The organism is Arthrobacter sp. MA-N2, assembly GCF_000517125.1.
GTDB classification, from domain to species: Bacteria; Actinomycetota; Actinomycetes; order Actinomycetales; family Micrococcaceae; genus Arthrobacter; species Arthrobacter methylotrophus.
Genome location: NZ_KI912155.1, coordinates 1950961 through 1965176 on the forward strand (window position 1 = coordinate 1950961; position 14216 = coordinate 1965176).

Below are 14216 nucleotides of genomic sequence, written 5' to 3' on the forward strand. Positions count from 1 at the left end.
GGTCCCTTCCGGCTGCCCGTGCCCTGCGCGGAAGGCCCCTTAAAAGGCTGAGTGGGGGCGGTCCCCAACGGCCCGCCACCACTCATCCCCCCAAAACGTGATCCTGCACGCGCCACGAACCCTGAAAACCCGTTCATTGATTCAAAGGTCAGGCTGCATCGCATTCACACATTCATAATTATGGCACGATATAATGGAAATGTGAAAGAGGTTACGCGGTATGTTTTAGTGTTTCGTTGACGTTACCGCGCGGCTGGTCCGGCGCGCAATGGTTTTGGACAGCCAAATGCCCGCCAAGCCAAACGCACTCGCCAAGGCAGCCGAATAATTGATGAGCGGCCGCAGCCAAGTATTAGATTCCGGCACCAGCGGAAAGAGCTGCGAAACGAGCAGCAATACCAGGCTCAGGAGCAGCGTCGCCGAGGCGGCCCGCAGCACAGCCGGACCGGGAAGCCGTACCGAGCGCCAGATGCCCGGCACCAGGCATGCGGCAACGTATCCCGGATAGAACCGTCCCAAGGCTGCATAGAACGCCAGAGGCACCCCCGGATCCAGGTCATTCAGGCCCACTGTGGAGCCGGCAGTGTCCATAGAGAAGAAAAAGCAAGCTGTCAAGACCGCGGTGGTCCCCAGGACCGCAAAGCCCAAGGGCCCCCAAATGGCGCGTTCCCCTCCGGGCGAGCCAAAGGCTTTGGCCACCTTAAACCCCATAAGCAGGAACGTCCCGTAGAGCATGAGCCGAAGCAGCAAGTTGCATAGATTGAAGCCGCCCAGCAGTTGGTCGAGGAACAGGTACGGGCCCTCGATGCTCAGTAGGATGTCGGCGGAAATGAGTGCGAACAGGACGAACATCAGGCGGTTCTCGCCCCGGACGGCGCTGGGAATGCGAATAGCGGTCAGGGTGAGGCAAACGCACAGCGTTGCCCATGACAAGACGGTGGTCATCCCAGGTTCTCCCAGATTCTGGTGGCGTGGTCGAGCTCATGCTCGTGCCGGCGCAAGGACTTGCCAAGCGCCAGCAGCCGTTCGCCGGCCAGCAGAGCCAGCTCGCCTTCCGTCATCCGTTCCAATGCCTCCCGCCGCGCGCCCTCGGGCCAGCCGGCTTCGGCCTCCGTGACGAGGCCGCTCGCCACGAGGCCTCCGGCAGGTCCGACGCCGGCGGCGCGTGATGTTGCCAGGGCCAGTTCCGGTGGCAGGCGGTTGGCAGTCAGGTGCGCGGAATAGTTTTGCGGGGCGATCCCGGTGGCTTCACTGACCCGGTGGCGAAGCTCGCCGTCGTCGATCGCGTCCACCCAATTTCTGACCGAACTCAGATGTGGTGTGTCTGCCAGGACGAGCGGCTGGACGGCGTCCCTGGGCTCGGAGCGCTGCACGACGGCCCGCAACAGATCCATGGTGGAGATCTGGCTGACGAGTTCCGCGTCAGTGGGTGGAACCGGAGATCCGCGAAGCGCAGCGTAGGCCTCGAATTGGGCCAAGGCATCGAAGGGATTCATGTCGAAGGCCCGGCTGATGCTCACGAGTGAACTCTCAGCCACCTTGCCGCGGACCAATTGCTGGGCCAGCGTAGTGCGTTTCACTCCCGAAAAGCGGCAGACATCGGCCGTGCTGGTGTTCGGGGCAATCCCGTGCAGCCAGCGTTGGAACGCCTTGGAGGGGAGGGGCATGAACCACTTTCTGATGGGCCGTTTCCGGCGGGCGGTTTCCGAGAGGACAGTGAGTTCGATTTTACGATGCGGGCACATTGAATTATGCTTGATTCTCGAACCCGCTGGTCCGCACACCCCCCAAGTACGGACCGGCGGGGTCTTTCATGCCCCGGCCTTTTCGCGCGACAAGCCTGTCGCGGCAGGCCTTTCCGCACGACAAGCCTGTCGCGGCAGGCCTTTCCGCACGACAAGCCTTTCCGCCCTGGCGCGGAGCAGTGAGAGGATAGAGCAATGACTGCAACGCTTGTCGCCAAAGAGCTCTCCGGCGGCCACGGTCACCGCACCCTGTTCTCGAAGCTCTCACTCACAGTGGCGCCCGGAGATGTAGTGGGAGTTGTCGGCGCGAACGGCGCCGGGAAATCTACTCTCCTGCGCATCCTTGCCGGAGCCGACCGCCCCCAAGAGGGCACCGTCAGCCTCGCTCCGAGCGACGCCTTTGTGGGGTGGCTGCCCCAGGAACACGAACGGACTCCCGGAGAAACTGTTGCCGCCTACATTGGCCGCCGCACTGGTTGTGCCCAGGCCACGGCCGAGATGGAGGCCGGCGCCGAGGGCCTCGCCGCCGGAACCCCAGACGCCGACGACGCTTACTCCGTGGCTTTTGACCGCTGGATGGCATCGGGGGCAGCAGACCTGGATGACCGGATCCCTGCGGTGTTGGCCGAACTGGGGCTAGAGGCGGGCCCGGATGCGCTCATGACAGGCCTGTCCGGCGGCCAAGCCGCCCGGGTTGCGTTGGCCGCGCTCCTGCTAAGCCGTTTCGACGTGGTGCTCCTCGACGAACCCACCAATGACCTGGACCTCGACGGACTCGCCCGGCTCGAATCATTCGTCCAGGGCCTTCGCGGCGGCGCCGTGCTGGTCTCGCATGACCGGGAGTTCCTGGCCCGTTGCATCACCAAAGTGCTGGAACTTGACCTGGCACAGAACAGCGTGGCGGTCTACGACGGCGGATACGATTCCTTCCTCGACGAGCGGGCGGTGGCAAAGCGGCACGCCCGTGAACGCTACGAGGAATTCGCGAACACCAAGGCAGATCTTGTGTCCCGGGCCCGGACCCAGCGCGAGTGGAGCTCGCAGGGTGTCCGCAACGCCATGAAGAAGAACCCCGACAACGACAAAATCCGCCGGGCGGCCAGCGCCGAGTCTTCGGAAAAGCAGGCCCAGAAGGTCCGGCAGATGGAATCGCGCATCGCCCGGCTTGACGAGGTGGAAGAGCCTCGCAAGGAATGGCAACTGCAGTTCAGCATCGGCCAGGCTCCGCGCTCCAGCTCGGTAGTGGCAACCTTGCGGGACGTCGTGGCACATCAAGGCGATTTCACCCTTGGACCCGTCAATCTCCAACTCAACGCCGGAGAACGCATTGGCATTACGGGACCCAACGGCGCAGGAAAATCCACCCTCCTGCGGCTCTTGCTGGGACTTCAACAGCCCGACGCCGGAGACGCCTCCATGGGCGTGTCGGTGGCGATCGGCGAGATCGACCAAGCCCGGGGACTGCTGGCAGGGCATCTCACCCTGGCAGACGCCGTCGAAGCCGTTCTGAGCGAGTGGAATTCCGCAGACGTCCGCACCCTTCTGGCAAAGTTCGGCCTCAAGGCGGACCACACGTCCCGTACCGTGGATTCCTTGTCTCCCGGCGAACGCACCCGCGCGGCGCTCGCGCTGCTGCAGGCCCGCGGCGTGAACCTGCTGGTACTGGACGAACCCACCAATCACCTTGACTTGCCGGCTATCGAACAGCTTGAGGAAGCCCTAGACGGTTACGACGGCGCGCTCTTGCTGGTCACGCACGATCGCCGTTTGCTTGAAAACGTCCGGCTCGATTCCCGCTGGCACCTTGACAACGGCACCGTGACCGAACTGCACCACACTTCCGGAATGGGGAATCACAAGCCATGAGCATGGATGGCGTCGCTTGGCGCTCGCTCTACAACATCACCCGCGCCAAGAGCGGCTCCCAGCCGTTCTCCCGGGAAACCATCAAACGCGTGCTCGCGTTCGCTAAACCGTACCGAAACAAGCTGATCGCCTTCGTGGTGGCCTCCATTGCCGGTGCTTTCCTTGCCGTGGCCACCCCGGTGCTGGCCGGCAAGGTGGTAAACGCGATCATCGCCCGTTCAGGCGCGGACGTCGTGATAGGGCTGGCCGGACTCATCGCCGCCGTGGCGGTCGCTGATGCAGGGGTGGGATTGTTGACCCGCTGGCTGTCCTCGGTGATCGGCGAAGGCGTGATCGTGGATCTGCGGACGCGCGTGTTCGACCATGTGCAGCGCATGCCCATCGCGTTCTTCACCAGGACCCGTACGGGTGCCCTCGTCAGCCGGCTCAACAACGACGTCATCGGCGCCCAGTCGGCTTTCGCAGGCACCCTCTCCGGAGTGGTCAGCAACATCGTGTCGTTGGTCTTGACCCTCGTGGTCATGCTCAACACCTCGTGGCTGGTCACCGTGCTGGCGATGGTGTTGTTGCCGATCTTCCTCATTCCTGCGCGCCGCATGGGCTCCAAATTGGCCGATCTCCGGCGCGAAGCAGCGTCCCACAATGCGGCCATGGGAACCCAGATGACGGAGCGTTTCTCCGCACCCGGCGCCACGCTCGTAAAGCTGTTCGGCCGCCCGGACGAAGAGTCCGCCGAGTTCGCCCTGCGTGCGGGCCGTGTGCGGGACATCGGTGTCCGTACTGCCATGTTGCAGTTCACGTTCATCACCGCTCTGACGCTGGTTTCGGCCCTCGCCCTCGCGCTCGTTTATGGATTGGGCGGTTGGCTGGCCCTCGGCGGGCAGCTGGCAGCGGGCGACGTCGTCGTGCTGGCGCTGCTGCTCACCCGCCTCTATGCGCCGCTCACGGCGCTCTCCAGTGCCCACGTGGAGGTCATGAGCGCGCTGGTCAGCTTCGAGCGGGTCTTCGAGATCCTGGATCTTGAGCCGCTCATCCAGGAGAAGCCGGACGCTGTCGCTGTGCCCTCAGGACCAGTTGCGGTGGAGTTCGACGACGTCCGTTTTGCCTACCCGTCCGCGGACAAGGTGTCCCTCGCGTCCCTTGAGGAAGTGGCCACACTGGACACCCGCGGAGGAGAGGAAGTCCTTCACGGCATCAGCTTCCGCGTAGAACCCGGCCAGACCGTGGCCCTGGTGGGGTCCTCCGGCGCGGGCAAGTCCACGGTGGCCCAGTTGCTGTCCCGCCTGTACGACGTCGATTCCGGCGCCGTGCGCCTCGGCGGGCACGGGCCGGGTACCGGACTGGACATCCGGGATGCCACGTTCGATTCCCTCCGGGCAACCCTGGGCATGGTCACGCAGGATGGACATCTGTTCCACGAAAGCATTGCCTCGAATTTGAGGCTGGCCCGGCCTGGAGCGACGGACGAGGAAATGTGGGGAGTCCTCCGGCGCGCCCGCCTCGAAACGATGGTCCGCTCGCTGCCGGATGGCTTGGAGACCGTGGTGGGGGAGCGCGGCTACCGTCTTTCCGGCGGGGAACGCCAGCGCCTTACCATTGCCCGCCTCCTTATCGCCCAGCCAAGCGTCGTCATTCTGGACGAAGCCACGGCAGCTTTGGATTCCACGAGCGAAGCCGCCGTCCAGGCGGCCCTGGGCGAGGCGCTCGAAGGGCGCACCGCCGTCGTGATCGCTCACCGGCTCTCCACCATCCGGGCCGCCGATGTCATCCTGGTGGTGGAGGACGGCTCGATCGTTGAGCGCGGAACGCACGCGGAGCTTCTCGCCGCGGACGGTCGCTACGCTGAGCTGTATAACACGCAATTCGCGGAGGCTACGGCCGTGGCCCAGGAAGCTGTTCCGGAACTGTAGACGCGGTCCCGGGTTTCGAGGCTCCGCCTCTGCCAGGCGAGACGGTGGACCGGGCCTCGGCGGTGTCACGCTGAGCAACCTTTCAGCGCCTCGCGTCGCGTACAGCCTGGAAATTCGGGGGACCGGGGATCGGCCACGGCCAAAAACCTGTGCTATGTGATGCTGATGGTGTCATCGCCAATCAGTTTCGGCTGGGCTGCCGGGCTTCCGGGGCGACCTGGATGCGGTTTCGGCCGGCGGACTTGGCTGCATATAAGGCTATGTCGGCCTCTTTCAGGAGCCGTTCGCTGCTGACCCGGTGCTCGGGAACATAGGCTGAGAGTCCAGCGCTCAGGGTCAGGGTGCCCGAAGGGTTTCCGGAATGGGGAATGCCGAGGCCCTGTACGGCGTCCAGCGCGCGTTCGAGCCTGGTTTGTGCGCCGGCCGCCGACTGTCCTGGCAGCAGGAAGAGGAATTCCTCCCCGCCGAATCGATAGATTCCATCGCTTTGGCGGCTTTCACCGGCAAGCGACGCTGCGACTGCCTGTAGCGCAGAGTCACCGGCCTGATGGCCGTAGATGTCGTTGTATCTCTTGAAATTGTCCACATCGCAAATGGCCAGGCTGTAGTCCGTACCGTAGCGTGCACACTTGCGGTGCAGCTGTTCCAGGTCTTCTGAGAGCTTGAGCCGGTTATGGAGCTTCGTCAGGGGATCGGTGCGGGCTTGCTCCGCGAGCGCGGCGCGGTAGCGCGCAAGATCGGTATGCAATGATGTCACCCTTTGCGCCACCAGCAGGCGGGTATGCAGGACGAAGGGGTCCAACGGTTTGGCCACGTAGTCATCCGCGCCGGCGTGCATGCCCGCGACGACGTCCTCATGGGAGTCCTTCGACGTGACGAGGACGAGATAGGTGTAGGAGTCGCCTTCCGCGGAGCGAATGGCACGGCAGAGCTCGAGTCCATTGAGGCCAGGCATCATCAGGTCGGTCACCACCACCTGCGGTCGGTGTTGCTTGTACAGCTCCCACGCGGAATTGCCGTCCGCGGCCACAATGCATTCGTGTCCGTAGTGCTCAACTGCCGCCTGCGCCACCAGTCGTGAACCGAAGTCGTCGTCCGCTACCAGCACCTTCATGGGGCCACCGACAGGGTCCGGTCCAACGCTTGCTCGACAAGGGCCAGTTCGGTCTCAAGCCTGGCGAGAAGTGCGGGATCAACGGGCACTCCGTTTGACGAGCTGCGTTCCAGATCCGCACACATTCTGGATGCCCGGGCGGCTCCAATATTGGCTGCCGCGCCCTTCAATTTATGGGCCACCTGCCGGAAGTCCTCGCCGCCCCCGTTGTCCAGGGCCTGGCGGAGTGCTTCCAGGCTCGGTTGGATGTCCCCCCGGAAGGCACCGGCCGCAGCAGGCAGCAAGCCGAATCCGTCCACGGGTCCCAAGTTGCGCAACGTTTCCAGCCTCGCCGGATCCAGCACGGGTACCGCGCTTTCCTTCGAGGCCGCGGGCACCCACCGGGAGAGAACCCTGTCCAATTTGTCCATGTCCACCGGTTTGGTGAGGTAATCGTCCATGCCCGCGGCGAGGCACCGCTCATGATCCTCATCCATGGCGCCGGCGGTCATGGCAATGACGGGGAGCCTCCGGCGTCCATCCTGCCGTGCCCGGATGGCTTTGGTGGCCTCGAATCCGTCCATGACGGGCATGTGGCAGTCCATCAGGACCGCGGCATACTCAGTTGCCACCGTGGCGGTAACTGCTTCACTACCGTTGGCAACCACGTCGGCCTTGTACCCGAGCTTCGCCACCATGCTCCGGGCGACGAGCTGGTTGACCTCGTTGTCCTCCACGACCAAAATAAGGCCGCGCGAAGGCTGGCTGATGGCAACGGGAGCCACGGGCGAAACGATCGGCGCAGACGCAGGCGGACGGGTGGCGACAAGGCGCATGAGCCGATCGTAGAATTCGGAGCTGCGCACGGGCTTCGTCAACCATTCCTGGACCCCGGCGGCCACCAGTTCGGCTTTGTCCACATTCATGGTGGATGTCAGCATCATGATCCGTAGGGAATCCAGTGCGATGTCGGTGCTCAGCTCGTGGGCCAGCTCCAGTCCGTTCATGTGGGGCATGACCATGTCCAGCACAGCAATGTCGAACGGACGTCCGGCCGCGGCCGCCTCGCGGCAGCGCTCCAACCCTTGTTGGGCTTCGCCGACTGCCTCCGGAATCATCTGCCAGCCCGCCAATTGCGCTTTGAGCACCAGCCGGTTGCTCGCGTTGTCATCCACCACCAGGACCCGCAGTCCCCTCAGTTGCCCGGGCGAGATCGACGCCGGAGTTGCGGCCGGTTCCGTCGCAGCCAACGGGAGGGTGACCCAGAAAGTGCTGCCGTTCCCCAAGGAACTGTCCACCCCGATCTCGCCGCCCATCACCTCGGTAAGCCTGCGCGAGATGGCCAGCCCAAGGCCGGTTCCGCCGTACTGCCGAGTGGTGGAGGCATCGGCCTGTGAGAAGGACTCGAAGAGCCGGTAATGGTCTGCTGCGTCGATTCCGATTCCGGTGTCACGGACTTCGAAGCGAACCCGCACGTCCGCAGGGCCTTGTTCCACGACCTTTACGCTGATGACGACTTCCCCGGACGGAGTGAATTTCACGGCATTCGAGGCCAAGTTGAGCAGGATCTGCCTGATGCGGCCAGCGTCACCCACCAGCATCGCCGGAACTTCCGGCCGGCAGTACGCGATCAACTCCAGGCCTTTGGCCTGGGCGGCTTCGGCAAGGAGGACTGCGAGTTCCTCCACCAGGATGCGTGGATTGAACGGCGCCGGATCTAGATCGACTTTGCCGGCTTCGAGTTTTGAGAAGTCCAGAATGTCATTGATCAGCGTCAGCAGCGCTTCGCCGGCCCCTTTGACTCCCTCGGCATATTGGCGCTGGGTATCCTCCAAGGGGGTGTCCAGTAGCAGACCGGTCAATCCAATGACCCCGTTCATCGGGGTACGGATTTCATGGCTCATCGTCGCCAGGAACTCTGACTTCAAGCGGCTGGCTTCCTCGGCGGCTTCCCGGGCTGTGACCAGCTCCGCCTCCGCGATCCGGCGTTCCGTAATGTCCTGGGCTATTGTGGCGACTCCGTGAATGCCTTCGCTGCCGCGGATCGGGGACATGGTCAGCGAGACGGGAACGATGGAACCGTCGATGCGGACCCGGTGCGTTTCGAAGCTGTGCGTTTCCCCGCCGGCCCTGATGGCTGCCAGGAGGTCTTCTTCTTCGTCCCGGAGTTCATCCGGAATGATGAAGGAGACATGCTTGCCGATTGCCTCCGAGGCGCTGTATCCGTAGATCCGTTCGGCCCCTGGATTCCAACTGGTGATGACGCCGTCCACGGTCTTGCCCACGATGGCATCCGCGGAGGAGTTGACGATCGCGGCGAGGCCTTCGAGCTCCGCAGTGCGTTCGGCAACCTTGGATTCGAGATCCCGGGTCAAGTTGATGTTCTCCAGGATCATGAGGGTCTGGCGCGTGATGGTCAGGACCAGCACCGTGAGTCCTACAGCCTGGAGGAAAGGGTCGCCGGGACGACCGACACGTATGGGCGCCACCATGACCGCCCCGAAGACGGGGACGTAGGGAAGGAGTTCCACGGCCAGGGTGTAGAGTCGACGGTCCGTGCGGCGCTTGTGGCCGTAAGGGACCAGCGGCGCCAATGCGATCAGGAGGAACGCCGTGATCCAGCCCGCCGCCAGCGGCGTCCCGGTCAGCCCGGTGACGCCTTCGAAGGTCAGTTTCACGAAGGTACTGTCAGCGAGTGCCAGGACGAGGAGTCCGCCACCTAGGCACACCCATCTGAGCCGCTCACCCGGGGCCCTCCGCATGGTGAGCATGAGGACGATGGAAACCATCACGATGTCGGTAACCGGGAAGGCGAGGCCGGTGAGATGGACAAGTGTCTCCTGCCCTTCGGCCTTGTACATGGCACCGAGCACAGTGGCCCAGCTCATGAACAGCACCGCAGAGGCGATCACTGCCGAATCCAAGAGGGCGCGCAGGAAAGCAAGCCGCGAAACGCGGGGACGCGGGAACAGGTAGAGGGCCATCGCGGCAGGGATCGCGTAAACGATGAAAGCGGCATCCGCTATGGAAGGGTAGGGATACTCGTGGTTTCGGGTGAGCCCAAAGAAGGTCCAGATAGATTGACCGATGGTCCATACGAAGGTGGCAAGCGCCATGATCCACCACGCACGGGAGCTTGCGTCCCTTCGCATCGCGGCATGGGCGCAACTCACTGTGGCGAGCAGCGCGGACGCCAGGATAGCGAGATCACCCGCCGACTGTGCCGCCGGCGTCCGTTGGTTTGCGCCGAGGAACACAATCAGGATCACTACGGCCGTACCGAGAGCAAAGGCTGTCCAAGCAAGGACCGGCCGGGGAACGCCAGATCTGCCCATGCGGCCAAGCATGGCGTTACGGCGCTCGTCAAGAGACTGCATGCGATCCCCCAGCTGGATCTGACAATGCGAACCTGAATTAGGTTAAAGCAACTTTGCCACCATAAGCGCCAAAGCTCCACTACTTCGCGGCAATAGTGACAAGTGTGCCGGAACCGGACTTCCTTTGCTCCGTGGTGCCTTTACCTTTTCCCGAGCAAAGGCAAGACGTGGTCGGTGAGGAGCGGGGCCAGGTCGTCCGGAAGCTCGGCCGTGAGATCCAACCAGCGGATCTCCGCGATCTCGGCGCAGGGCTGGGCCTCCCACGTGCCCGGCGCAGTAAACACCGTCGCTTCGATGTCCGTAGCGGCCTCGTTGGCGGCGGCAGCCAGCCAGGTTCCCAGGGGTTCCAGATCGGCGGGGCCGACGTCGATTCCGACTTCCTCGGCCAGCTCGCGGGAAGCCGCTTCAGCCGCAGTTTCACCCGGTTCGGGCTTGCCGCCCGGGTGCATGAACTTGTCGGTGCCGCGCTTGCGCACCGTCAGCAGACGTCCGGCGCCGTCGTAGACGCAGACCGCGCTGACGACAATCAGGTCCTTGGCTCGATTGTCGTGGGTCATTGCGCCCTCCTGAGCCGGGATTCCAGCAGCAGATCCTTGGCAGGTCCTTGGACGTCCCACGCGTAGCTGAAGGCATCCGGCCCTCCCCAGCGGTAATTGACTTTGTAGTCATCGGGATCGCACCAGTGGCTGTCCTCGCTGGCATGGCTGCTGAAGCTCATACGGTGGAATGGTTTGCCATCCGGGAAGCAGACATCCATGGCTGAGGGGGATTCCGAAGGCCGCAGGAGGTATTCGCGAAAGGTCGGGCCGGTGTGCGTAGGCCAGCTCATGGTGCCGTCCTCGCGGAGGAGGAGTCCGCCGTCGGGAGCTTCTGTATAGCGCACGACGCCGGTGAAGGTGCCGCGCGCTCCGCTTGCCCGGTCCCGGAGGGACCGTTCCACGGTCCAGCTGCCGTGCAGGTAGGCCCGCAGGTCCTGAATCGGAGACGAATCGCGCAGCTGGTCTTTCAAGTGCCCTCGATTGGAATCGAACCAACGACACCGGCTTTAGGAGAGCCGTGCTCTATCCACTGAGCTACGAGGGCCTGTGCACCCGCTCGAAGCTCCTGGGAGCCGCTGGCCGGGCACGCATACAAGCATACAAGCTGCCGGGGCAGCCCTCGAACACCGGCGGGCGGCGCCGCTGGACGCCGCGCGCTAGGCTGGCCCGGATGAGAGAGCAGATGACGGTGCCGGCCGCCCCCGGCGACTACCTCCCGGAACTCGGCTCCATCCGCTCGAACATCGGCGGCTGGGCCCAGTTGAGCGTAGTGCAGTATTTCGTTGCCGAATCGGCGGTGATCGAAGCCTGGCGAGGTTCCACGCCCTATGATCGCCGCACCGGCTTCATTAGCGATCTGGGTGCGATCAAATGCGGGATCTACGAGCACCGGGACGTCTGTTCACCCCTGCACGTGCTCATGGATGCATCCTTCGTGGTGCAGGGCCTCGGAATGCTATTGGGGGCGTTGCTCCTCAGCTCGGCGCTCTTGTGTATCGCGGCCCGTCCCGGCGTGCGCATCAAGTACGGCGCCGCTTACCGCAAGACGTGGACCTCCGCCGTCGTGGTCCGGGTCCTGACCGGGATCTCCGGACTGGGAACTGTCATTGTGGGTTTCGTTCCGGAAGACCTAGGGTCCCCTTGGCACCTTACTGGTGCCCTCATGTTCTTCGTTGGCGGTGCACTGGCGCTGTTGGTCCTCGGGCGGCTCTGGCTGCACCATACGGCCATGAGCTGGTTCGTCCTGGGGTGCGGAACGGTGTCATTCGGTGCTCTCGTGGTGGGTGGCCTGACGCGGATGACCGTGCCCGAACCAGGAACCTTGGAACGCCTGATGGGCTATCCGATCACCATCGGTTTTTGTGCCGCGGGGCTCGTGGTGGCGCAGGGGGTCCGGGAAGGGCGGCGCACGGCGGCGCGGCTCGCGGGACCCTGAGTTTTCGAAGGTAGCCTCGTGTCAGCAGACGGGTAATGTTTGCCTTATCATGAGTGCACTTACCAGAATGGCACCATACTGAGGGTTCCACGCAGTTTTGGCGCCGACTAGATTTATCGACACAGCAGAACAAAGGAACCATGACTCATCAGCTTGTTCTGCGTCGTCCGGGACACGCCGGCAATGTATCCCTCCCCGGGGCAACATGCCGATTCCTGGATTGCGCCTTGCGGGACTCTTCTGAGCCGATCACCCGGCGGCAGGCCATGCATCGATGAGCGCCCAGGCAGTTCCGGTCCACGACTCCCGGTTTCCAGACGATGCGCTTGGCATCTCATGGGCGGAGGACTCCGCGCCTGCAGATTCGATCACCGTCGACTTGGCAGAAGACGGCATTGTTGAAGTCACTTTGCCGCCGAATGCCGTTGTCGGCTTGCCGGAAGCCCGGACAGCCGCCGCAGCTGTTCGTGGGTTTGCGGGTGGAGGACGGCTACCGGTTCTGCTGAGGGTGACCGGAGTGCTGTCCGTCACCAGCGACGCGCGTGTCAGCTACACGAACTCGGTGGTCGTTTCGGCCTGTGCTTTGCTGGGGGAGAGCCCTGTGGACCGGGTCATCGCCCACTTCCTCCTGCGAGCGAAGCCCGGTTCCCTTCCGGCGCAATTCTTCACATCCGAGGCGGAAGCCCGTGACTGGTTGAGAGAGCATCACCGTGAATCATGAGCCTCAGGATCCGCGACTCCTTGCCCTCGTTGAAGGGGTGGTCCGGATTGCGGACGGCGACCTCAGCACGCGAATCCCGGTTACCGGACCGCGGGACGAAGTGGCTGCCGTCATTACCGGTATCAATCTCATGGCAGATGATCTCCAAGCCGTCTACCAGGAGCTCGAGGAACGGGTCCAAAGCCGAACAGCCATGCTGCGCGAGGCCCAAATCGAACTTGAAAGGATGGCGCTCACTGATCCGCTGACGCAGCTTGCCAACCGCACGGCCCTCGAAAGGGCGCTGAGCCATGAACTCGTCGAATCAGAGCGCGGCGAACTCCCTCCTGCGTTGCTCGTGATGGACTTGAACTCGTTCAAGGGGATCAACGACACCCTAGGGCACGGCGCGGGAGACACCGTTTTGAAGGTCACTGCCAGACGCTTGCTCGCTGCCGTCCGCGACAACGACATGGTGGCCAGGCTCGGCGGGGATGAGTTTGCCGTCATGCTGCCCAAATCAAATGCGGCGTATGCGCGGGGGGTAGCCAAGCGAATCCTCCGGGCCGTAGGCGAGAGCATCGATATCGGTGAAGTGCGGATCATCTGTGGAACAAGTATCGGACTCCGCGTTGCCGAGCCGGGTCAGTCCGTCGACGACCTCGTGATGGAAGCCGATACGGCCATGTACGCGGCAAAGGCGGAGCATCGGAGCAGCGTCAAGGTCTTCGAGCCGGCATTACTGTATGCGCGCCGACTCCAAGGACTCATGATCTCGGAGCTGCGTGAAGCCATCCGGACAGATCAGCTTGTCCTTCATTTCCAGCCTGTTGTCGAGTTGAAATCCGGCCGGGTTGAAGGTGCGGAGGCCTTGGTGCGGTGGAACCACCCGGACAGGGGATTGCTGATGCCGGATGCGTTCATTCCATTGGCCGAGGAAACCGGCATCATCATCGATCTCGGCTATTGGGTTCTTCGTCAAGCAATGCGGCAATTGCGCGTATGGCAGGATGACCCGGGCGTGGACGAAAACTTCAGCATGCGGGTCAATATTTCGACAACCGAACTGCAAAGCCTGGAATTGATCGAGCATGTGCGGGAGGTGCTTGCCGAGACCGGAGTGGAGGCGTCCAGCTTGGTCATCGAGCTGACGGAGTCCATGGCGGTAAATGGCAGCGACATTGACAGATACTCTCTGACCGGCCTTCGGCGCTTGGGCATCCGATTGGAAATCGACGATTTTGGCACCGGCTATTCGTCCATCAGCTACTTGCGCAGCCTGCCCGTCAACGTGGTCAAGATTGACCGCTCCCTGATTCAGGGCCTGGGTACGGACGACAAGGAACGGGAGTTCGTCGCGGCGGTTCTCCAGCTCATCCATGCGTGTGGAATGCAGGCCGTTGCCGAGGGCATTGAGACGGCAGAGCAGGCAGCCGAGCTTGGCCGCCTGGGCTGCGCCAGCGGTCAAGGATATTACTTCGGCCGCCCCATGCCACCGGAACAATTCGCGGAACTGCTGCTCGGCACTTGAGGGCAACTGCTCCGATAATC

11 protein-coding genes and 1 tRNA gene are annotated in these 14216 nt (G+C 63.4%); 5 read left to right on the forward strand and 7 right to left on the reverse strand.

Annotated elements, in window-relative coordinates:
* Window positions 1-225 precede the first annotated feature (225 nt).
* Together A3M3_RS0109880 and A3M3_RS0109885 are read right to left on the reverse strand one after the other, a co-directional pair.
* A complete protein-coding gene (locus tag A3M3_RS0109880; protein WP_028266182.1) occupies window positions 226-945 on the reverse strand; it encodes a hypothetical protein in 720 nt (239 codons plus the stop codon).
* A complete protein-coding gene (locus A3M3_RS0109885; protein WP_028266183.1) occupies window positions 942-1667 on the reverse strand; it encodes a hypothetical protein in 726 nt (241 codons plus the stop codon). Before A3M3_RS0109885 ends, A3M3_RS0109880 begins: the two co-directional genes overlap by 4 nt.
* Window positions 1668-1940: 273 nt before the next feature.
* Between A3M3_RS0109885 and A3M3_RS0109890 the strand changes: the two genes are divergently transcribed.
* Window positions 1941-3611 carry an ABC-F family ATP-binding cassette domain-containing protein gene (locus A3M3_RS0109890; RefSeq protein WP_028266184.1) on the forward strand — a complete coding sequence of 557 codons (1671 nt, stop codon included), beginning with the start codon at window positions 1941-1943 and terminating at the stop codon, window positions 3609-3611.
* Window positions 3608-5521: an ABC transporter ATP-binding protein gene (locus A3M3_RS0109895; RefSeq protein ID WP_028266185.1), complete on the forward strand. Its 1914-nt coding sequence runs from the start codon at window positions 3608-3610 to the stop codon at window positions 5519-5521. The genes A3M3_RS0109890 and A3M3_RS0109895 overlap by 4 nt, the downstream gene beginning before the upstream one ends.
* 181 nt (window positions 5522-5702) lie before the next feature.
* Here the strand turns inward: A3M3_RS0109895 and A3M3_RS0109900 are convergent, their stop codons facing one another.
* The 5 genes from A3M3_RS0109900 to A3M3_RS0109920 all read right to left on the reverse strand — a co-directional run bounded on the left by A3M3_RS0109900 (window position 5703) and on the right by A3M3_RS0109920 (window position 11074).
* Window positions 5703-6635, reverse strand: a complete 933-nt coding sequence (locus A3M3_RS0109900) for a GGDEF domain-containing response regulator (RefSeq protein WP_028266186.1) — start codon at window positions 6633-6635, stop codon at window positions 5703-5705.
* Complete coding sequence (locus tag A3M3_RS24600; RefSeq protein ID WP_231497222.1) at window positions 6632-9991, reverse strand: PAS domain-containing hybrid sensor histidine kinase/response regulator; 3360 nt, start codon at window positions 9989-9991, stop codon at window positions 6632-6634. Before A3M3_RS24600 ends, A3M3_RS0109900 begins: the two co-directional genes overlap by 4 nt.
* A gap of 140 nt (window positions 9992-10131) precedes the next feature.
* Window positions 10132-10548, reverse strand: coding sequence for an NUDIX hydrolase (locus A3M3_RS0109910; RefSeq protein ID WP_035741576.1), 417 nt, complete (start codon window positions 10546-10548; stop codon window positions 10132-10134).
* Window positions 10545-11000, reverse strand: a complete 456-nt coding sequence (locus A3M3_RS0109915) for a DUF6314 family protein (RefSeq protein ID WP_231497223.1) — start codon at window positions 10998-11000, stop codon at window positions 10545-10547. The genes A3M3_RS0109910 and A3M3_RS0109915 overlap by 4 nt, the downstream gene beginning before the upstream one ends.
* Window position 11001: 1 nt before the next feature.
* Window positions 11002-11074, reverse strand: a tRNA-Arg gene (locus A3M3_RS0109920).
* Between the two features lie 126 nt (window positions 11075-11200).
* Here A3M3_RS0109920 and A3M3_RS0109925 point away from each other — a divergent pair.
* The 3 genes from A3M3_RS0109925 to A3M3_RS0109935 all read left to right on the forward strand — a co-directional run bounded on the left by A3M3_RS0109925 (window position 11201) and on the right by A3M3_RS0109935 (window position 14196).
* The gene (locus tag A3M3_RS0109925; RefSeq protein WP_028266189.1) at window positions 11201-11965 is read left to right on the forward strand and encodes a membrane protein; all 765 of its coding nucleotides are present in this window, start codon (window positions 11201-11203) and stop codon (window positions 11963-11965) included.
* Window positions 11966-12239: 274 nt separating this feature from the next.
* Window positions 12240-12686: a DUF7793 family protein gene (locus A3M3_RS26940; protein WP_051423094.1), complete on the forward strand. Its 447-nt coding sequence runs from the start codon at window positions 12240-12242 to the stop codon at window positions 12684-12686.
* On the forward strand, window positions 12676-14196 hold the full coding sequence (locus A3M3_RS0109935; protein WP_035741579.1) for a putative bifunctional diguanylate cyclase/phosphodiesterase: 1521 nt from the start codon (window positions 12676-12678) through the stop codon (window positions 14194-14196). The genes A3M3_RS26940 and A3M3_RS0109935 overlap by 11 nt, the downstream gene beginning before the upstream one ends.
* The last annotated feature ends 20 nt before the right edge of the window (window positions 14197-14216 follow it).

Excerpts from the sequence above, each read along its gene's own strand:
- A3M3_RS0109895 (WP_028266185.1), top strand. The coding sequence starts at position 3,608 with ATGAGCATGGATGGCGTCGCTTGGCGCTCGCTCTACAACATCACCCGC.
- A3M3_RS0109880 (WP_028266182.1), bottom strand. The coding sequence starts at position 945 with ATGACCACCGTCTTGTCATGGGCAACGCTGTGCGTTTGCCTCACCCTG.
- A3M3_RS26940 (WP_051423094.1), top strand. The coding sequence starts at position 12,240 with ATGAGCGCCCAGGCAGTTCCGGTCCACGACTCCCGGTTTCCAGACGAT.
- A3M3_RS0109910 (WP_035741576.1), bottom strand. The coding sequence starts at position 10,548 with ATGACCCACGACAATCGAGCCAAGGACCTGATTGTCGTCAGCGCGGTC.
- A3M3_RS0109890 (WP_028266184.1), top strand. The coding sequence starts at position 1,941 with ATGACTGCAACGCTTGTCGCCAAAGAGCTCTCCGGCGGCCACGGTCAC.
- A3M3_RS0109925 (WP_028266189.1), top strand. The coding sequence starts at position 11,201 with ATGAGAGAGCAGATGACGGTGCCGGCCGCCCCCGGCGACTACCTCCCG.
- A3M3_RS0109885 (WP_028266183.1), bottom strand. The coding sequence starts at position 1,667 with ATGCCCCTCCCCTCCAAGGCGTTCCAACGCTGGCTGCACGGGATTGCC.
- A3M3_RS0109900 (WP_028266186.1), bottom strand. The coding sequence starts at position 6,635 with ATGAAGGTGCTGGTAGCGGACGACGACTTCGGTTCACGACTGGTGGCG.
- A3M3_RS24600 (WP_231497222.1), bottom strand. The coding sequence starts at position 9,991 with ATGCAGTCTCTTGACGAGCGCCGTAACGCCATGCTTGGCCGCATGGGC.